The sequence below is a fragment of the Allobosea sp. UC22_33 genome (assembly GCF_042700715.1).
Lineage (GTDB): Bacteria > Pseudomonadota > Alphaproteobacteria > Rhizobiales > Beijerinckiaceae > Allobosea.
In genome coordinates, this window is the sequence record NZ_CP170556.1 from 5,326,167 (window position 1) to 5,345,023 (window position 18,857).

Annotated in this window: 18 protein-coding genes; 5 read left to right on the forward strand and 13 right to left on the reverse strand. The window is 67.1% G+C overall.

The window, feature by feature from the left end; genetic code table 11:
• Positions 1–107 precede the first annotated feature (107 nt).
• Complete coding sequence (gene mutS, locus ACFJGT_RS25770) at positions 108–2,831, forward strand: DNA mismatch repair protein MutS (protein ID WP_377844289.1); 2,724 nt, start codon at positions 108–110, stop codon at positions 2,829–2,831.
• 161 nt (positions 2,832–2,992) lie between these two features.
• Here the strand turns inward: mutS and ACFJGT_RS25775 are convergent, their stop codons facing one another.
• The 3 genes from ACFJGT_RS25775 to ACFJGT_RS25785 form a co-directional block, all read right to left on the reverse strand.
• Positions 2,993–3,850, reverse strand: coding sequence for an NlpC/P60 family protein (locus ACFJGT_RS25775; RefSeq protein WP_377844292.1), 858 nt, complete (start codon positions 3,848–3,850; stop codon positions 2,993–2,995).
• 41 nt (positions 3,851–3,891) lie between these two features.
• Positions 3,892–4,245, reverse strand: coding sequence for a MarR family winged helix-turn-helix transcriptional regulator (locus ACFJGT_RS25780; RefSeq protein ID WP_199091118.1), 354 nt, complete (start codon positions 4,243–4,245; stop codon positions 3,892–3,894).
• 80 nt (positions 4,246–4,325) lie between these two features.
• Positions 4,326–5,708 (reverse strand): leucyl aminopeptidase family protein, encoded by a 1,383-nt coding sequence (locus ACFJGT_RS25785; protein ID WP_377844296.1) that lies wholly within the window; start codon positions 5,706–5,708, stop codon positions 4,326–4,328.
• 169 nt (positions 5,709–5,877) lie between these two features.
• Here ACFJGT_RS25785 and ACFJGT_RS25790 point away from each other — a divergent pair, with 169 nt between their 5' ends.
• Complete coding sequence (locus ACFJGT_RS25790) at positions 5,878–6,741, forward strand: tetratricopeptide repeat protein (RefSeq protein ID WP_377844298.1); 864 nt, start codon at positions 5,878–5,880, stop codon at positions 6,739–6,741.
• A 198-nt stretch (positions 6,742–6,939) separates the two neighbouring features.
• On the opposite strand, the gene ACFJGT_RS25795 is transcribed toward ACFJGT_RS25790, so the two are convergent.
• The 9 genes from ACFJGT_RS25795 to ACFJGT_RS25835 form a co-directional block, all read right to left on the reverse strand.
• Positions 6,940–7,917 carry a type II secretion system F family protein gene (locus tag ACFJGT_RS25795; protein ID WP_377844301.1) on the reverse strand — a complete coding sequence of 326 codons (978 nt, stop codon included), beginning with the start codon at positions 7,915–7,917 and terminating at the stop codon, positions 6,940–6,942.
• Positions 7,918–7,925: 8 nt separating this feature from the next.
• A complete protein-coding gene (locus tag ACFJGT_RS25800) occupies positions 7,926–8,903 on the reverse strand; it encodes a type II secretion system F family protein (RefSeq protein WP_377844303.1) in 978 nt (325 codons plus the stop codon).
• A gap of 27 nt (positions 8,904–8,930) precedes the next feature.
• Positions 8,931–10,379 carry a CpaF family protein gene (locus tag ACFJGT_RS25805; protein WP_377844305.1) on the reverse strand — a complete coding sequence of 483 codons (1,449 nt, stop codon included), beginning with the start codon at positions 10,377–10,379 and terminating at the stop codon, positions 8,931–8,933.
• A gap of 81 nt (positions 10,380–10,460) precedes the next feature.
• On the reverse strand, positions 10,461–11,726 hold the full coding sequence (locus ACFJGT_RS25810) for a CpaE family protein (RefSeq protein WP_377844307.1): 1,266 nt from the start codon (positions 11,724–11,726) through the stop codon (positions 10,461–10,463).
• Positions 11,726–12,472, reverse strand: coding sequence for a CpaD family pilus assembly protein (locus ACFJGT_RS25815; protein WP_377844310.1), 747 nt, complete (start codon positions 12,470–12,472; stop codon positions 11,726–11,728). The genes ACFJGT_RS25810 and ACFJGT_RS25815 overlap by 1 nt, the downstream gene beginning before the upstream one ends.
• 35 nt (positions 12,473–12,507) lie before the next feature.
• Positions 12,508–13,947: a type II and III secretion system protein family protein gene (locus ACFJGT_RS25820; protein WP_377844312.1), complete on the reverse strand. Its 1,440-nt coding sequence runs from the start codon at positions 13,945–13,947 to the stop codon at positions 12,508–12,510.
• Positions 13,944–14,720 carry a Flp pilus assembly protein CpaB gene (gene cpaB / locus ACFJGT_RS25825; protein WP_377844314.1) on the reverse strand — a complete coding sequence of 259 codons (777 nt, stop codon included), beginning with the start codon at positions 14,718–14,720 and terminating at the stop codon, positions 13,944–13,946. Before cpaB ends, ACFJGT_RS25820 begins: the two co-directional genes overlap by 4 nt.
• 124 nt (positions 14,721–14,844) lie before the next feature.
• Positions 14,845–15,357, reverse strand: coding sequence for a prepilin peptidase (locus ACFJGT_RS25830; RefSeq protein WP_377844316.1), 513 nt, complete (start codon positions 15,355–15,357; stop codon positions 14,845–14,847).
• Positions 15,358–15,539: 182 nt separating this feature from the next.
• On the reverse strand, positions 15,540–15,716 hold the full coding sequence (locus ACFJGT_RS25835; protein ID WP_377844318.1) for a Flp family type IVb pilin: 177 nt from the start codon (positions 15,714–15,716) through the stop codon (positions 15,540–15,542).
• A 463-nt stretch (positions 15,717–16,179) separates the two neighbouring features.
• Here ACFJGT_RS25835 and ACFJGT_RS25840 point away from each other — a divergent pair, with 463 nt between their 5' ends.
• From ACFJGT_RS25840 to ACFJGT_RS25850, 3 genes are all read left to right on the forward strand, one after another.
• On the forward strand, positions 16,180–16,632 hold the full coding sequence (locus ACFJGT_RS25840; protein WP_377844320.1) for a pilus assembly protein N-terminal domain-containing protein: 453 nt from the start codon (positions 16,180–16,182) through the stop codon (positions 16,630–16,632).
• Positions 16,633–16,811: 179 nt separating this feature from the next.
• On the forward strand, positions 16,812–17,462 hold the full coding sequence (locus ACFJGT_RS25845) for a TadE/TadG family type IV pilus assembly protein (RefSeq protein WP_377844322.1): 651 nt from the start codon (positions 16,812–16,814) through the stop codon (positions 17,460–17,462).
• Positions 17,463–17,477: 15 nt separating this feature from the next.
• Positions 17,478–18,074, forward strand: a complete 597-nt coding sequence (locus tag ACFJGT_RS25850) for a TadE/TadG family type IV pilus assembly protein (protein ID WP_377844325.1) — start codon at positions 17,478–17,480, stop codon at positions 18,072–18,074.
• A 131-nt stretch (positions 18,075–18,205) separates the two neighbouring features.
• On the opposite strand, the gene ACFJGT_RS25855 is transcribed toward ACFJGT_RS25850, so the two are convergent.
• Positions 18,206–18,733, reverse strand: a complete 528-nt coding sequence (locus ACFJGT_RS25855; RefSeq protein ID WP_377844328.1) for a TIGR02281 family clan AA aspartic protease — start codon at positions 18,731–18,733, stop codon at positions 18,206–18,208.
• Positions 18,734–18,857 lie beyond the last annotated feature (124 nt).

Below are 18,857 nucleotides of genomic sequence, written 5' to 3' on the forward strand. Positions count from 1 at the left end.
CAATGTCGGAACCTTCGGCCGAATCGGCTGCCCGACCTTGCTTTCAATTGTTGAAAGCCGTCCTAACGGATGGCCTTGGCCGGACATTTTGCTAGCGTGCCGGCGCAATGCGCCACAGCTCTTCTCCTGAAACCACCCCTTCCGCCGCGCCGGCCGCAGCCGCCGAACGCGTCACGCCGATGATGGCGCAGTACGTGGAGATCAAGGCGGCCAATCCAGACTGCCTGCTCTTCTACCGGATGGGCGATTTCTACGAACTCTTCTTCACCGATGCCGAAATCGCCTCGCGCACGCTCGGCATCGTGCTGACCAAGCGCGGCAAGCACCAGGGCGACGACATCCCGATGTGCGGCGTGCCGGTCGAGCGCGCCGACGACTATCTCCAGCGCCTGATCGCCGCCGGCCACCGCGTCGCCGTCTGCGAGCAGACCGAGGACCCGGCCGAGGCCAGGAAGCGCGGCAACAAATCGGTGGTGAAGCGCGACGTCGTGCGCCTCGTCACGCCCGGCACCATCACCGAAGAGCGCCTGCTCGAACCCGGCCGCGCCAGCCTCCTCGTCGCCGTCGCCCGCCGCAAGACCGGCGAGGCGGCCTCGCTCTACGGCCTGGCCGCGATCGACATCTCGACCGGCCGCTTCACGGTGATGGAGACGCCGCAGGAGCGGCTCGCCATCGAGCTTTCGCGCCTGGAGCCGCGCGAGATCGTCTGCCCGGATGCGATCCATGACAATCCCGAACTCAAGGAGTTCTGGCGCGAGATCACGATTCCCGTGACACCGCTGGCGCGCGACGGGCTCGATGCGGCCTCGGCCGAGCGGCGCCTGAAGGAGTTCTTCGGCGTTGCCACGCTCGATGCCTTCGGCGCCTTCACGCGGGCCGAGATCGCAGCCGCCGGTGCGGCGTTGGCCTATGTCGAGCGCACCCAGCTCGGCGCGCGCCCGCCGCTTTCGGCCCCGGTGCGCGATGCCGGCTCGGCGACGATGCTGATCGACGCCGCGACCCGCGCCAATCTCGAACTGACGCGCACGCTGGGCGGCGAGCGCCAGGGCAGCCTGCTCGCCACGATCGACCGCACGGTGACGCCCGGCGGCGCGCGCCTCCTGGCCGAGCGCCTCGCCGGTCCGCTGACCGACCCCGCCGCCATCGCGGCGCGCCATGATGCGGTCGAACTGCTCGTCACTGACGCCGGCCTGCGCGAGGATCTGCGTTCCGCGCTGGAGAAGGTCCCGGACGTCGCCCGTGCCTTGGCGCGTCTCTCGCTCGACCGTGGCGGCCCGCGCGATCTCGCGGCGCTCGGCGCCGGGCTCGATGCCGCCCGCGCGATTGCGGCCCTGCTAGTCCGGCGCGGCGAATTACCCGTCGAGCTTTCCCGCGCCATGCGGGCTCTCGGCGAGAGCGATCCCGATCTGCCGGTTCGCCTCAACGCGACATTGGCGGACGAATTGCCGCTCAACCGGCGCGACGGTCGCTTCGTCCGCGAAGGATTCGATGCTGCGCTCGACGAATTGCGCCTGTTGCAGGTCGACTCGCGCAAGGTCATCGCCCAGTTGCAGGCGCGCTACGCGGCGGAGACCAACTGCCGGACTTTGCGCATCAAGCACAACGCCATGCTCGGCTATTTCGTCGAGGTTCCGCAGGCGACGGGCGAGGAATTCCTGCGCGATCCCTGGCGCGCGACCTTCGTCCATCGCCAGACCATGTCGGACGCGATGCGCTTCTCCTCGGTCGAGCTCGGCGAGCTCGAAGCCAAGATCGCCTCCGCCGCCGACCGCGCGCTGAAGCTCGAACTCGCGATCTTCGCGGCGCTCAGCGAAGCGGTGCTGGCCGAGGCTGAGCCGATCAAGGCCGCCGCTCTGGCGCTGGCCGAGCTCGACGTCGCCGCTGCGCTGGCCGATCTCGCAACCCGCGAGGGCTGGAGCCGGCCGCAGGTCGATGACGGCATCGCTTTCACCATCGAGCGCGGCCGCCATCCCGTGGTCGAGGCCGCGTTGAAGCGCGACGGAAAGCCCTTCGTCGCCAACGATACCGAATTGTCGCCGCCCTGCACGGATGCGAAAGGCGGACGCATCTGCCTGATCACCGGTCCGAACATGGCCGGTAAATCGACCTTCCTGCGCCAGAACGCCTTGATCGCGGTGCTCGCCCAGATGGGCTCCTTCGTGCCGGCGACATCAGCGCATATCGGCATCGTCGACCGGCTGTTCTCGCGCGTCGGCGCCGCCGACGATCTCGCGCGCGGCCGCTCGACCTTCATGGTCGAGATGGTCGAGACCGCCGCGATCCTGAACCAGGCCGGCCCGCGCGCGCTGGTCATCCTCGACGAGATCGGGCGGGGCACCGCGACCTTCGACGGCCTCTCGATCGCCTGGGCGGCGATCGAGCATCTCCACGAGATCAACCGCTGCCGCAGCCTGTTCGCGACCCATTATCACGAGCTGACGGCGCTCGGAGACCGGCTCGACCGTGTCGCCAATGCGACGGTGCGCGTTACCGAATGGAAGGGCGAGGTCGTCTTCCTGCACGAGGTCGTGCCGGGCGCGGCCGACCGCTCCTACGGCATCCAGGTCGCCAAGCTCGCAGGCCTGCCGCCGGCGGTGGTCGAGCGCGCCCGCGCCATCCTCGGCGAACTTGAGAAGACCGAGCGCGAGAAGCCGGTCGCCTCGCTGGTCGACGATCTCCCGCTCTTCGCCGTGCCGCAGCGCAAGCCGGCGCCGGTCGTTGCCGAAGGCGAGCCGGACGGATTGCGCGAGGCCCTCGCCGGGATCGACCCGGACGAGATGACCCCGCGCGAGGCGCTGGAAGCGCTCTATCGGCTGAAGGGGATCGCCTGAATTTCAGGCGCCGCAAAAAACGCCTGTCATCCCGGACAAGCGGCGAAGCCGCGCCGATCCGGGATCCATGCCGGAGCGCTCCCGATCAAGGTTCCGGAATGGATCCCGGGTCTGCGCTTCGCTCCGCCCGGGATGACGGCGCGTTTTGATTGATCGGAGCGTCAGCCCAGCCGCTTGATCGCCGTGATCTCGCCGAAGCTCTTGGCGCGGATGCGGTCGCGCGCTTCCCGCAGCGGCTCGCGATAGACGCTCATCACATGCCCGCTGGCATGGAGCAGCGTGTCGGGGGCGGTCAGAATACCGACATGGCCCTTCCAGAAGACGAGATCGCCGCGCTTCAGCCCGGCGAGGTCCTCGCGCAATTCGACAGCGCGGCCGAGCGTCGCCTCCATCATGTCGGAATCGCGCGGCGCGGCGATCCCGGCCGCCGCGAGGCTGAGCTGCGTCAGCCCCGAGCAGTCGAGCCCGAGGCTGGTCTTGCCGCCCCAGAGATAGGGCACGCCGACGAAGCCCTCGGCGACAGCGACGAAATCCGGCTCGGGGCTGTCGAGCGGCGCGAGATGGGCGGCAAAGACATGGCCGCCATCGGCCAGCACCGCGAAATCGCCCTTATGCTCGACGACAGCGACGCTGGCGCCGAGCGAGAGCGCCGTCAGCGGTGGCAGTTTGATCGAGGGGCCGGGATAGACGAAGGTCCGCAAGCCCGCCACGCGATGCGTCGGCGCCGGCTGGTCCGGCCGCAAGGCATCGTCGGGGATGTAGCCGACATAGCCGTCGCTGGCGAGCTGCGCCCAGGCCCAGCCTTCCTCGCGCTCATAGACCTCAACCAGTTCGCCGGCGAGCGCCTCGGTATCGAGAGGGCCATCCGGGCGCGGCTCGCGCCGCACGGGGGCGGAAGCCGCGACGATGCGCATCGCTTGCGGGTCGGCGAAGCGAGCGGCCTCCACCTGCCCCGTCAGCGCACGCGCTGCGAGATCGGGGCGGAAGGCATGGATGCGGCGGTCGAGAATCGCGGTCATTGTTGCAATCTAGCGTGGTGGGAGGCCGTTCGGGAGAGGCTTCAGCTGCCGCCGATCTCCCTGGCATGTTCCGTGACGAGATCGGCCAGGCGTTCGACGGCGAGCGCGCCGGCTACGGTGCGCTGGATCACGACATTGCGGCGGTCGGCCTCGTCGCGCTTGCGGGTGAGCAGGCCAAGCTTGCCGAGCGTGTCGAGCGCCCGCGTGATCACCGGCTTGGTCACGCCGAGCTGCTTTGCCAGCCCGCGCACCGTATGCGGCGGCAATTCGAGATAGACCGTCAGCAGGATCGCGGTCTGGCGCGCCGAGAGATCGGCGTCATGGTCCCGCACCAGATCGAGATGCACCTGCCGCCACAGCTTGAGCGCCTGCGAAGGCTTGATCTCCAGGGGCATAAGGGTACGGATCCCGATCGTTACGGACCCGTATCATTATCGCGGCGGCGTCGGCGTGCAATCGCCTTCGCCGAACAGCCTTAACTGCGCGGATAAAGCCGCTTCACCAGCGCATGGATCAGTCGCGCGCCCTGGCATTCGCCGCCTTCCGGCCGCCCCGGCTTGGTCGAGGGGTTCCAGGCATAGATGTCGAAATGGACATAGGATTTCGTCTTCTCGACGAAGCGGTTGAGGAACAGCGCCGCCGTCACCGAGCCGGCCATGCCGCCGCCGGAAATGTGATTGACGTCGGCGATCTTGGAATCGAGCAGCCCATCATAGGGCGGCCAGAGCGGCAGCCGCCAGACCGGATCGTTCACGGCTATGCCGAGCTGGGCGATTCCGGCGGCGAGGGTCTCGTCATGCGTATAGAAGGGCGGCAGCTCCGGCCCGAGCGCGGTGCGCGCCGCGCCGGTCAGGGTCGCGAAATCGATCAGCAGCGCAGGCGCCTCCTCGTCGGCGAGCGCCAGCGCATCGGCCAGGATCAGCCGGCCCTCGGCATCCGTATTGCCGATCTCGACCGAAAGGCCCTTGCGGCTCGACAGCACGTCGCCGGGCCGGAATGAGTTTCCGGAAACGGAATTCTCGACCGCGGGCACCAGGAGCCGCAAACGCACTGGCAGTTTCGCCAGCATGATCATCCGCGCCGCGGCGATCGCCGCTGCCGCGCCGCCCATGTCCTTCTTCATCAGCAGCATCGAGGCGTCGGGCTTGAGGTTGAGCCCGCCGGTGTCGAAGGCGACGCCCTTGCCGACCAGCGTCACCTTGGTATGGGCGGGATCGCCCCAGACGAGGTCGACGAGCCGCGGCGCACGGGTCGAAGCGCGGCCCACCGCATGGATCATCGGGAAATTGCGGGCGATCAGGTCGTCGCCGATGATGCTGGCGACCGTCGCGCCGCATTCGGTCGCGAGCCCGCGGATGGCCGCCTCGATCTCGCCCGGTCCCAGTTCGCTGGCCGGCGTGTTGACGAGGTCGCGCGCCAGCATGGCGGAGTCGGCGATCAGGCTGATCTCCTCGCCGTCCACCCCTTCAGGCAGGGCGAGCCGGGCGCGCGCGGGACTGGGCTTGCGGTAGCGGTCGAAGCGGTAGCCGTGCAGCAGCCAGCTCAGCGCGGCGAGCGCCGGATCGCCGATCTCGCCCGACAGTGCATAGTCGCTGGCGGGCAGCAATGCGGCGAGGCGCCCGGCCGCGAAGGGATCCGGCCGGCGCCCGGCGGCGTCGATGCCGAGCAGGACGGCAGCCAGCGCCCCTTGCGGATCCGGCAGCAGGCAGTGCTGCCCGGCCCGGGCCGCAAAACCCTGTGCGAGGGCGAAACTGCGGTTGGCCGGGGAGAGCTGGTCCTGGAGCGCGGGCCAGTTGGCGGCCGAGACGACATGAACGGGAATGGCGGCGGCGGGAGCGGAGATCAGAAGACTGTGCACGGAGCGATGTTTCGGTTTCGGGCAGGGGCGCCGGGGAGGCGATTAAGAATGCATTAGGGTTAACGCTTTATCACCGGATCGACCAGACGAACCCATCCAGAGGACCCGTTTTCGGGAGGCGATCCGGCCCATGTCTTCAGCTCGGCCCCATTTTTCAGTCCGCGAGCCCGTGCGGGCCTCCCGCCTTGGTCTCGGCCTCGCCGTCTGCCTTGCGGCGCTCGCCCTGGCCGGCTGCCAGGGCCGCGGCGGCCTCGGCGACGTCACCGGCTCGATCGGCCGCAGTCAGGCGAGCCAGCCGCGCACGGCCTCGGACTGGCAGGCCGACCGTGAGACCTGGGCCAAGCGCTACGATGCCAATCCCAAGGACCGCGACGCCGCCTTCCACTATGCGCGGGCGCTGCGGAGCCTCGACCAGAACGCGCAGGCCCTGGCCGTGTTGCAGAACGCCGTCCTCATCCATCAGGACGACCGCGAGCTTCTCGGCGCCTATGGCCGCACGCTCGCCGATAACGGCCGCTTCCAGGAGGCGGACGACGTGCTGTCGCGGGCGCATTCGCCCGAGCGGCCGGACTGGCGGATCCTCTCGGCGCAGGGGACGGTCGCCGACCAGCTCGGTGATCACCTCCGCGCCCAGCAGATCTATCAGTCGGCGCTGAAACTCGCCCCGAACGAGCCGACGATCATGTCGAATTACGGGCTGTCGCTCGCTCTGTCGCGCAACCTGCCCGAGGCCGAGCGTGTGCTGGCCGAGGCCGCGGCCTCCGAGCGAGCCGACGTCCGCGTCCGCCAGAATCTCGTGCTGGTCCTCGGCCTGCAGGGTCGTTTCGGCGAGGCCGAGACCTTGGCCCGCCGCGACCAGAGCCCGGCCGAGGCCGCCGCCACGATCGCCTATCTCAAGCGCAGCGTCAGCCAGCAGAACAGCTGGGAACTGCTGAAGGGCGGCAAGGGCCGGGCCCAGGCGCCCGCGAGGCAGCCGGCGGTTCAGGGCGCCCAGGGAGCGGGCGCAGGCCCCACCGTCACCCCGCCCGCCTGAGGCGGCATTTCGGAGACGCGGACATCGCGGCAGATCGCACCGAACGAAGAAGGCCGGAGCCTCTGGGCTCCGGCCTTCTTCGTCTGCGGGGCCGGGGCATTGGCTCGAAAGCTGGTGCGTGGTTCTCGGGACAAGCCGCCACTTCTCAAAGCGACTTGTGCTGCGGCCTCCGCGGCGGCGGGTTCGATCGCGCCGTCTTCACTTCCACTTGAAGACTTGCACCAGGGCGGGCGTCATGATGATGACGAACAGTACCGGCAGGAAGAACAGGATCATTGGCACGGTGAGTTTCGGCGGCAACGCGGCGGCCTTCTTCTCGGCAGCCGACATGCGCTGGTCGCGGCTTTCCTGGGCGAGCGTACGCAGGGCCGTACCCAGCGGCGTGCCGTAGCGCTCGGCCTGGATCAGCGCGGTCGAGACCGATTTCACGCTTTCGAGGCCCGTGCGGAGCGCTAGGTTCTCGTAGGCGATGCGCCGGTCGGTCAGATAGGAGAGCTCGGCCGTGCACAGCGCGAACTCCTCCGCCAGCGGAACCGACTGGTTGCCGACCTCGCCCGCGACCTTGCGGAAGGCGTGCTCGATCGACATGCCGGATTCCACGCAGATCAGCAGCAGGTCGAGCGCGTCCGGAAAAGCCAGGCGCATCGACGCCTGCCGTTTGCTGATCTGGTTCGACAGGAAGATTTCCGGGGCCTTGATGCCGAGATAGGCACCGCCGATCGCCATGGCGATCTTGACCATGAAACTCTGGCCGAAACCGTTGATGAAGAAGACGTAGAACAGCGTGAACAGGAACAGCCCGACGGGAACGGCAAGGCGGAAGAACAGGAAGGTGATTTCGGCCTGGGGGCCGCGATAGCCGGCCATGGCGAGCTGCTTCTTGGCGTTCTCCGTGCCGAGCCAGTCGCCCAACTTGAAGCGCTCCACGATGCGCCGCATATAGGCCTTCGGTTCCTGCCGCAGCGAAACTTTCTCGTTCTGCCGGTTGAGGCGCTCGCGTTCGCGGGCCCGGATTTTCTCGCGCTCCGTCGCGACATTCTTCATGCGCTTCTGGAGGCTGCTGCCCTCGGTCAGCGGGATCGCGATCGTCAGCACGGTCGCTGCCGCCGCGATCGCGGCCAGCAGCGCCAGCATGAACTGCGGATTGGTGACACTGTTGGCGATCTGGCTAATCATCGTCCGTCTCAGATGTCGAAATTGATCATCTTGCGCATGATCAGAACGCCGATCAGCATCCACAATCCACTCGCGAGCAGCGCGACCTGGCCGGTCTGGCTGAGCCAGAGAATTTCGATGTATTTCGGGGTGGTGAGCCAGACGAGGATCGCCACCACGGGCGGCAGCGACCCGATGATCGCCGCCGAGGCCTTGGCTTCCATGGACACCGCCGCGATCTTGTCCCGCATCTTGCGGCGCTCGCGCAGCACGCGCGACAGGTTCCCGAGCGTCTCGGAGAGGTTGCCACCGGTCTTCTGCTGAATCGAGATGACGATGCCGAAGAAATTGGCCTCGGCGCAGGGCATGCGCTCGAAAAGCTTGCTGGTGGCTTCCGACAGCGGCAGGCCCAGCGCCTGGGCCTCGATGATCAGCCTGAATTCTGACTTCACCGGCTCCACGGCCTCGTTCGCGATGATGCGCAGGCAGTCGTTCACGGGCAGGCCCGCCTTGATACCGCGCACGATGACGTCGAGCGCATTCGGGAATTCCACCCCGAACTTCTTCAGGCGCTTGGCCTTGCAGCGCTTCAGGAACCAGGCCGGCATGCCGAAGCCGCCGATGAAGAGGCCGACCAGGCCGAGAATCCAGTTCCCGCTCGCGATCCACAGCGTCAGCCCGAGCGCAACCGCAAGCATCGCACTGACCCCGTAATATTTCTTGAGCGTCCAGCTCAGGCCCGCCTGGGCGATGCGCTGCTCGAGCGAGACCTTGTTGCGCGCGTTCTCGCGATTCTCGATATCCTTCAGGCTCTGTGCGATCTGGCCGCGCTTGTTGCGGGCCTGCGCCTCCCGGTCGATGCCGCGCGCCATGCTCGGGCCGGCGAATTCCTTGCGCCGTTTCTCGGCGCGCTTTTCGCCGCTGAGCGTCGGATAGAGCAGCGCGTAGACCACGCCGCCGACGGCGAACATGGCCAGCAGGGCGACGGCGAGCGTGCTCATGTTCATGCCCGGCTTCCCCGCGAGAGCTTCCGGTCAGATGGCATTGCTGGTGCCTGCGTCTTCGAGCTGGTCGAGAGCGGCGGCGAGGCGCTGGTCCTCGTTGAAATAGCGCGCACGCTCCCAGAAGCGCGGCCGCCCGACGCCGGTGGCGCGGTGCCGGCCGACAAGCTTGCCGGCGGCATCCTCGCCGACGATGTCGTAGAGCATCAGGTCCTGCGTGGTGATCACCTCGCCCTCCATGCCCATCACCTCGGTGATGTGGGTGATGCGGCGCGATCCGTCGCGCAGGCGCTGGGCCTGGATGATGACGTCGACCGAGGAGCAGATCATCTCGCGCAGCGTCTTCGAGGGCAGCGAGAAGCCGCCCATGGTGATCATCGATTCGATACGGCTCAGGCACTCGCGCGGCGAGTTGGCGTGCAGCGTGCCCATCGAGCCGTCGTGACCGGTGTTCATCGCCTGGAGCAGGTCGAAGGCCTCCGGTCCGCGCACCTCGCCGACGATGATGCGTTCGGGGCGCATGCGCAGGCAGTTCTTGACGAGGTCGCGCATCGTCACCGCGCCCGTGCCTTCGAGATTGGGCGGGCGGGTTTCGAGGCGCACCACATGCGGCTGCTGGAGCTGAAGCTCGGCCGCGTCCTCGCAGGTGATCACACGCTCGTCTTCGTCGATATAGTTGGTCAGGCAGTTGAGCAGCGTCGTCTTGCCCGAGCCCGTGCCGCCCGAGATGACGATGTTGCAGCGGACGCGTCCGATGATCTTCAGAATCTCGGCACCCGGCGGCGAGATCGCGCCGAACTTGACGAGCTGGTCGAGCGTCAGCTTATCCTTCTTGAACTTGCGGATGGTCAGCGCCGGCCCGTCGATGGCCAGCGGCGGCGCGATCACGTTGACGCGCGAGCCGTCGGCGAGGCGCGCGTCGCAGATCGGCGAGCTTTCGTCGACGCGCCGGCCGACCTGGCTGACGATACGCTGGCAGATGTTCATCAGCTGCGCGTTGTCGCGGAAGCGGATATTGGTGAGCTGGATCTTGCCGGCGGTTTCGATGAAGGTCCGCCCGGCGCCGTTGACCATGATGTCGGCGATGTCGTCGCGGGCCAGAAGCGGTTCGAGCGGCCCGTAGCCGAGCACGTCGTTGCAGATGTCGTCGAGCAGTTCTTCCTGCTCGGCGATCGAGAGCACGACGTTCTTCAGCGAGATGATCTCGTTGATGATGTCGCGGATTTCCTCGCGCGCCGATTCCGAGTCGAGCTTCGCGAGCTGCGACAGATCGATGGCCTCGATCAGCGCCCCGAAGATCATGCTCTTCATCTGGTAGTAGTCTTCGGAGCGTGGCGCCGTCTCGGCGACCTGCGCGACCTTGCGTTCCTCCACGGCGACAGGCGCGAGCTCGGGCTTGCGCGGCGCGGCCTGCACGGCCGCGGGTGCCCTCGCGTTCAGATTGGGCGCCGTACCGGCGCCTGCGGATCGCTTGCCGAACATCTCAATACTCTCCCCGCCCGGTCCGGGCCGGTCTCTCGTCTGGCGTGCGGGCGTCTCCCCGTCATCGTCAGTTCCTGTCCCTCACGAAGCCTTGCGGCGCTTCAGCTTCGCGACGAACGGTTCGAGCAGGCTGCGCCGGCTCCGTTTGGCTTCGCCACGCCCGGTCAGCGCGCTGGCGATCTGGGTGAAGGCCTCGGTCGCCTTGCTGCCGGACTGCACCTCGGCGATCATCTGCCCGTTATTGGCGGCCGTGCCGAACAATTGGGCGTCGAACGGGATCGTGCTGAGCACGTCGATGCCGAGCGCCTTGGAGAACTCTCCGGCGTTGATCTCGGGCCGCTTGGGGACGCCGACGCGGTTGAGGACGAGCCGGGCGACGGCATCGTTCGGCCGCGTGGCCCGCGACAGGTCGACCAGGTTCTTGGCGTTGCGCAGGGAGGCGAGCTCGGGTTCGGCGACGATGAGGATTTCGTCGGCGCCGAGCACCGTCCGCTTCACCCAGGCGTTCCACTGATGCGGTACGTCGAGGATGATGCAGGGCACGCTGGCGCGCAGCAGTTCGAGAAGCTGCTCGAGCGCGTCCTCGTCGAGATCGACCGTCCGGTCCAGGATCGCCGGTGCCGCCAGCAGCGCGAGATTGTCGCTGCAGCGTGACAGGAGCCGGTCCAGCAGGTTGGAGTCCAGGCGCTCCGGCGCGAACACCGCTTCCGCGATGCCTTGCGGCGGGTCCTGGTTGAAGTTGAGGCCGGCCGTGCCGAAGGCGATGTCGAGGTCGACGATGACGGTCGAGGCGTCGAGATTGCGTGCGATCGCCCAGGAGACGTTATGGGCGACGGTCGAGGCGCCGACACCGCCCTTGGCGCCCATCACCGCGATGACGCGGCCGAGATTGCGGGCCTCGGGGGCGATATAGAGTTCCGACAGCGTGCGCAGGACGTCGAGAGGCTCCAGCGGCGCGATCAGGTACTCGCTGACGCCGCGGCGTATCAGGTCGCGATAGAGCTGGACGTCGTTGACATGCCCGATCACGACGACCTTGGTGCCGGCATCGCAGCTTTCGGACAGGGATTCGAGATGCGCGATCAGCGTCGCCGGGTCGGCTACGGCCTCGAGCACGATGACGTTGGGCGTCGGGGCCGTGCGGAAGGCCTCGACGGCAGCGGCGGGGCCGCCCATCTGGACGCGGGCATGGGCCTTGTCCATGCGCCGGTCGGCGACCGCGGCCTGCATGGTCGCGGCGACGGCCGGCGTTTCGCAGAAGGCCTGCAGCGTGATGCGCGGCAGCGGCGCGATGATCTCGTCGCTGGGCAGGTCGACCGCCGAATTTTCGTGGGCTTCTGAGTGCATCAGGTGCCGCCTCCGACAGTCGAGTTGATCTGCGGCGTCTGCTGCCGGTACTGGGTCGAGGGATCCCTGCCCTCGCGGATCTTCGTGATGGCGCCCATGCGCTTGACGATGTCGGGGCGGCCCTCGTCGCGCGAGCGGACGAGGTCGAGCGGATCGGCGATCTGCGCGGCCAGGGTCGCCTGCGACGCGCAGCCGAGATTCCAGTAGGGCGCGTTCGAGGACGAGAACTTGAAATCGGAAGCGCCGATGTCGGACGGCCATTGCCCGCAGCGATGCGCGACGCTCGCCTGGAGCGAGGCGAAGGTCAGGCGGATCGGCGAGGCCAGGCCCGGATCCTGGACCGGGTAGCTGCGGACGCTGAGGACGCCGGGCGAGACGCCGCCGCGCGACAGGGCCGCCCGGATGCTGTTGAGCGTGTCGTGGGCGGCACGGTCGCGACGGTCGCCGGTCGGGACCTCGGCCACCAGGCCGCCCTTTCCGGACTGGCGGAACTCGCGGGCGAAGCCGGCGACATCCTCGGCCTGCCGCGCGTCGAGCCTGCCGCCGGCACGTCCGACGAAGACGTCGAGCGAGCGCGGCGCGTCGCGGAGCACGATCGGATGGCGTTCGCGCACGTCGTCGGCTCCATAGGCGAGGGTGTCGCTCTCGGCCGTGCGGTTGGCGCAGCCGCCGAGCAGGGCGCCGAGCGCCAGCATGGCGGCGATCAGGCGCGGTGCTGTCGGGTCGATCCGGGAGGAAACCGTCATGGTCTGGCCATCCATCATCGTTGTCGCTGGGGCGCTCAGTCGGCGATGAAGCCGACGCGGCCCTTGTAGGCCTGGGGAACCGGGCCGCCGCCGCTGCCGTAGATCTTGTTCAGCCGGCCGAGCAGGATCGCCTGGGAATCATGGGTCTCGACGAAGCCGTCATCGGGCCGCTGCACCTCGGTCGGCTGCATCGGCTTGGCAATGTAGGGCGTTGCCGTGATCATCAGCTCGGTCTCCTCGCGCTGGTAGTCGCGCGACCGGAACAGCACGCCGATGATCGGCAGGTTCATCAGCCCGGGCAGGCCGTTGATCGAGGTCTTGGAGACGCGCTGGATCAGGCCGGCAGTGGCCAGCGTGCCGCCGGACGGCAGCTCGACCGTCGTATCCGACTTGCGCACGCGGAAGGCGGGCACGGTGACGGTGGGCTGGCCCGGCGCGCCCTGCAGGACGATCTGGTTCTCGAAGTCGAGCTCGGTGACCTCGGTGGCGATGCGCATGCTGATCTTGTTCGCCGAGAGCACGATCGGCGTGAAGTTCAGGGCGACGCCGATGGGCTTGTAGGAGACGCCGACGGTGCAGATCCCCTTGGTCGGGTCGCAGCTATAGCCGCTGGGGACGGGGATTTCGCCGCCGGCGGTGAATTTCGCGCTTTCGCCCGAGATCGCGGTCACGGTCGGCTCCGCGAGGACGCGCGCCATGCCGGCCCGTTCCAGAGCCCGCAGCGTGAAGTTCTGGGAATTGCCGATGCCGGCGCCGATCGCCGAGGCGGACAGGGCCTGCGGCGACAGCGAGAAGGGGTTGTCGATCGTGGGCGTGAGCGAGAACTTGCCGAGCTTCCACTCGCCGCTGGAGTTGATGCCGAGCTGCTTGATCGCCTTGCGCGAGACCTCGGACACCGTGACCTTCACCATCACCTGGTCGCGATCACGGATGGTGAGCGAGTTGATCACCGCTCCGCTCCGCCAGGAGGAGGCGCCGCCGACGAAGGCCTTGGCGATATCGACGGCCTGGGTCGCGTCCGAGGCGTTCGGCACCGTGCCGACGAGCAGGATCGAATCGCCCGCGGGCTTGATCTCGATCTGCGAGTTCGGCAGCGCCGTGCGCAGCGTCTGCCTGAGCACGTTGAGGTCGCGCCCGACATTGATGTCGAGCGCGGTGATCTGCTGGCCGTCGCCATCCATCACGAACATCGAGGTCGAGCCGTCGGCGATGCCGATCACGAAGAGCTTGCGCGCCGTCCGGACCACCGCGTTGGCGACCTTCGGGTTGGCGACGAAGACCTCCTTGGCGTCGCGCGGCAATTCGACGATGAGCGAGCGCCCGATCGAGAGGTCGAGCTTGCGCGAGATCGCGTTCTCGCTCGAGCCGACATTCAGGACCGGAGCGGGGCCGCTTCCGGTTGTCTGGGAATGGACGCCGCCGGCGACCAGAACGAGCGCGAAAGCCGTCGCGAAGCGGAGAGAAGATCTGATCATGGCTTCACGCTCTTGGAGGTGACACCGTAGCGCACGAGCGTCAGGGAATTGTCGGCCTGGGCGGGCGGCGCCGTCTCTCCGGCATCCTTGAGGCTGCGCAGGGCCAGCGAGAGCGTGCCGGTCTTCTGGGCCTGGACCAGCTTCTCGACCTCTCCCGGTTCGATTTCGAGCGTCGCGGTCTCGCCGACCACGACCTTCTCGCCGTTGCGCTCCTGCACGTTCTGGCCGATGGCCAGGACGCGGATGTTGCGCAGGATGATTTCGGTGACATGGGCCTCGCCGCGGCCACTGGTCGATTCGCCGCGCCAGGTGCAGATGACGTCGACGCGGTCGTTGGGCAGGATGAAGCCGCCGGCGGTGTTGGCGCCGCGGCTGTCGGTCGAGATCGCGACGGCACGCATGCCCGAGGGCAGGACGGCCGAGAGGAAGCCGGTTCCATCGGTCTTGATCAGCTTCTCGCGGCGGATCGGCTCGGCGCCGAGGGTGGCGTAGCGCGCCACCTGCCCGATAATCTCTTTTTCGGCCTCGGGCGTCTCGTCCTTGCGGATGATGCCGACGGGCACGCTGGCCAGCGGCCAGTCGAGCCAGCGCAGGTCGGTCGCCGTCACCGTGTTGCCGACGGGGATGTCGGTCGCCGCGACCAGGACCGGCACGGTCGGTGCCTGTTCGATCTTTGCGACGGGGGCGGGGGCCTTGGGGCTCTGGACGAGCAGCGCCGCGCCCAGCCCGGCTATCAGCGCGACCGCGAGAATGATGATGCGTGCGGGACTCATGGACGAACGATCCTCAGCCAAGCGTGATTGGCTCTCGTCCCGGATCGTCGTTCGGAAACGTCAACTTATGGTTAATCGGTCGTATATTTTTTGAACGCCGCTGACGTTACGGCGGCGGGGCGGATCAGATCCCGATCGCGGCGTGCCAGATCGCCGTTTCCGGCAGGATGAGAAGCGCGGCGAAAGCGAGCGCGATGCCATAGGGCACGCCCTCGTTGGCGGCATGCAGCCTGCGCAGCCACGGCCATGTCTCGACGAGCGCCGGCAGCGGGCGCGCGCGCAGCATGATGATGGCGAAGGTCAGGAGGCCGCCGAGCAGGCCGGCGATCGACAGATAGGGCATGAGCTGGTCGAAGCCGAACCACAGGGCCGTCGCGGCGGCGAGCTTGGCGTCGCCGCCGCCGATCCAGCCGGCCGCGAACAGGCCGAAGGCGACCACGAGCACGAGGCCGCCGGCCGCGAGATGCCAGCCGATCTCGGTCAGGCTCAGGCCGAGCAGGGCGGCGCAGAGCGCGAACGCGCCGACGAGAAACAGGCAGAGTCGATTGGAAATCGTCATCGAGACGAGATCGCTCGCGGCGGCGTAGGCCATCATGAACGGGAAGATCCCGAGTAGGACGATCAGGGAAAGCGACATGGCATGGTCCGATCAACAATCACGGGCAGAATGACAGCCACCCCTCACCAAAGCCTTACGAGGCTTGGCGAAAATGTTGCGGAAATGGCAGAACGCCCCGGTTTGGCCGGGGCGTTTTGAGATTGCTCGCACCGAAGATTGGCGAGAATTCGCGATGTCGGTGCTGATACCCGGCCGCGGCTTTACGTCGGACGCTTGGCGAGCTCGGTGCCGATATCGGTGAACAGGCTCTTCAGGTTCCCACCGAGCGTGGTCATGGCGCCGATAGCGGCGACGGCGACGAGGGCCGCGATCAGGCCGTACTCGATGGCGGTGGCGCCGGACTCGTCCTTGACGAAGCGAGCGAAAAGATTGGTCATGCTGAAACTCCTTTACACCACGGTTTGACGGCTGCCTGTGCTCTGAGGTGGCTTCGGTCAGCGACAGGAACGACACTAGCCCGCTCGTCTTGCTGATCGGTTAAGAGGATCGAAGAATTGGCCTGTTTCGTGACGCGTTTTATCTGTGGTTAACGCTCGCTTTAGCAGGCATAAGCTGAAAATGAGCTTATGAATAAAGCCGGATTGGCGAGATTTTATCGGTAAACAAGGTGTTTAATTGACCGTGTAAGGTCGATTTATTTTCAATTCATGCGAGGGTAAGCGCTCGGATCCGGCGATATTCCGCTGCGGTATGGTGGGTTCAGCCGTGTGAGATCGCTGCCAGCCACGCGCTTAGGGTTTGATTCATCATTTTGGGCTTCATTGAGGAGGTCGTAAAGCTTGAGGCGCCGCCATGTTGATCATTCGTGCTCCTGAAGGGCGCCGTTGGCTTACTCGCTGGATGGCCGCGATAGCCCTTTCGGTGGCCCTGTGCGGCGCCGCTGCGGCCGCGCCGCGGCACGGGAAATCCGAAAGCGTGATGGTCCTCGTCGACCACGCCAAGGTCGTGCGCCTGCCCGAGAAGGCTCAGACAGTCGTCGTCGGCAATCCCGCCATCGCGGATGTGGCGGTGCAGCGCAACGGCGTCATGATCGTCACCGGCAAGAGCTTCGGCGTCACCAACCTGATCGCGCTGGATGCCAACGGAACGCTCCTGGCGGAATCGATGGTGCGGGTCGGCGCGGCCTCCGACGAGGTTCTGACGGTCCAACGGGGCATGGACCGCGAGAGCTATGCCTGCACTCCGAATTGCGAGCCTTCGATCCAGATGGGCGATGCGCCGGGCTTCTTCGAGCGCACCACCGGGCAGGTCGCTGCGCGCAACGCGCTCGCGGCGGGTGGCGCGCGCAACTAGGCAGACCCGGCGGCTGCCCTACGGATCAAGTACGCGCGCGAGACGCGCGCTCGTGCGCGACGCCATGGTTAGCGAAAGCTTCATGCCGTTTCCGGTTGGCCGGTGGCGCCCCTAACCGATCGGAAATTCTTTTGCGGTAGAGCTTTCTAGCCTGGGCTGAAGCTCGACGAGGCAAATGGATGTTCGACCGAACAAAAAATAGCCCCTTGCCGGATCGTGTGGCGCCGCGCCGCGGCTTTCGCTGTCTGCTGCTCCGGCGTTTCCGTCGCTCCCAGGACGGGGTGGCTGCCGTAGAGTTCGGATTCGCTGCGGTGCCGTTCTTTGCGCTTCTCTTCGCGATCTTCGAGACGGCCCTGATGTTCTGGACCAGTCAGATCCTGGAGGAGACGCTGTCGCAGGTCTCGCGCTCGTTGATCACGGGGCAGTCGCGCACGCTCTACACCGGGGCCACCGGCGCAGTGAATGCCACGAAGTTCCGCGACAACGTCTGCGCCCGCGCGCCGATAGGGCTCATCGATTGCTCGAAGCTGTATATCGACGTCCGCGTCTACAACAGCTTCTCCGCTGCGACGTCCGGAACATCGGGAAGCGATCCTCTTGCGGGCGGAAGCCTCAATACGACCAGCTTCGGCTACATCCAGCCGCAGGGGAACGACATCGTCGTGGTGCGCGCGGTGCTCGACTACAAGCTTTTCCTGACGGGCTGGGCCTCGACCGGGCTGGCCAACATCGGCCCCCCCGGGTCGGGCCGGCGGGGTATCGTCGTGAGCATGGCCTTCCGGGCCGAGCCCTTCGTCGCGTCCGGCGCGACTCCTCCTGCAGGGTCTTGATCGGGAATGATGGGCATGCGGAAAAAGACAGGTCTGCGCATCTGGCGCCGGTTCTGCCGCGATCGGGAAGGTGTGGCGCTGGTCGAGTTCGCCATGACGCTGCCGGTGATGCTCGTCGCCTATATCGGAATGGTGGAGGTGGTGCAGCTTGTGATGATCAACCGCAAGGTGACGCAGCTGACATCGGCTCTCAGCGATCTCACGGCGCGTGTTCAGACGGTCTCGACCACGGATATCGACAACATCTTCAACGCCGCGCAGACGATCCTGATGCCTTATGACAACAGCAAGGCCTCCATGGTCATCGCCAGCGTCGTGATCGACTCGGCCGGTGTTGCGCGGGTCTGCTGGAGCAATCAGCGCAATGGCACCGCGCCGGCCAGGGGAGCTACGGTCACAGTTCCCGACAGCGTCCGGGTTGCGAATACCTCGGTCATCATGGCGCGCTCGAGCTACAGATACACGCCGGCTATCGGCTATGTCCTCACCGGATCGTTCACGCTCGGCGACAGCCCGATCTATGCGCGCCCGCGCAATGGCGTGGCCGGCGGCACCGCGAATATCGAACAGGTGACCCGGACCGGCACCAACGCCTGCCAGCCCTTCAACTGAGACGGTCGGCGGCGCCTGGCCCGGCCCGTGGTGCGCCGCCGGCGAGCTCGGGCTCGCTTTCGACGCCCTGTCAGGTCACATTCTACGCAGTTGCGAAGGCAAAAGCCGCTGTGCACTTTGCTGGAACGGCTCTAGCCGCGCAGCACCATGCGCCCGGTCTGGACCTCATAGCCCAGCAGCTTGCTGAGGAAGGAGTTGCCCAGCAGGCTGATCGAGAGCGCGCTCTCGGGCAGGACGACGGCGTCGACATTGCGGACGACGATCTCGCCGAGCCGGATTTCCCGCAGGACCGTGCGGTAGCCGATGACCGTACCGTTGGCGGTCCCGAGCATGACCTTGCGCGCCGAGGCATCCTCCCTGATTCCGAGCGCACGCGCATCGGCTGCGGTCAGCGCCACGACGCTGGCGCCGGTATCGACCATCATCTTGATGCGATAGTTCTCGACCGAAGGGTGCACGATATAGTGCCCGCGATAATCGGCCGCGACGGCGAGCGTCGTGGGCACACGCGGTCCGGGCGCCCTCTGCGGGGTTGCGGCGACCGCGACGGCAGGCGCTTCGTCCACCATGCGCGGGGCGAGCAGGTGCGTATAGGACAATGCCCCGACCGCGGTGGCACCGGCCACGCTCAACGCCCAGATCAATGGTGATGTCGTCACGGTCCCTCCGGTCCTTCTGCCGGTTCGGCCACGATGAGGGAGAGAGCCCTGACGAAGGGTGAAGAGGTTGCACGCATTTGCGCGCAACCAGGGCGCGAGGCGCAAGGCGAATGCCGACAGGCTT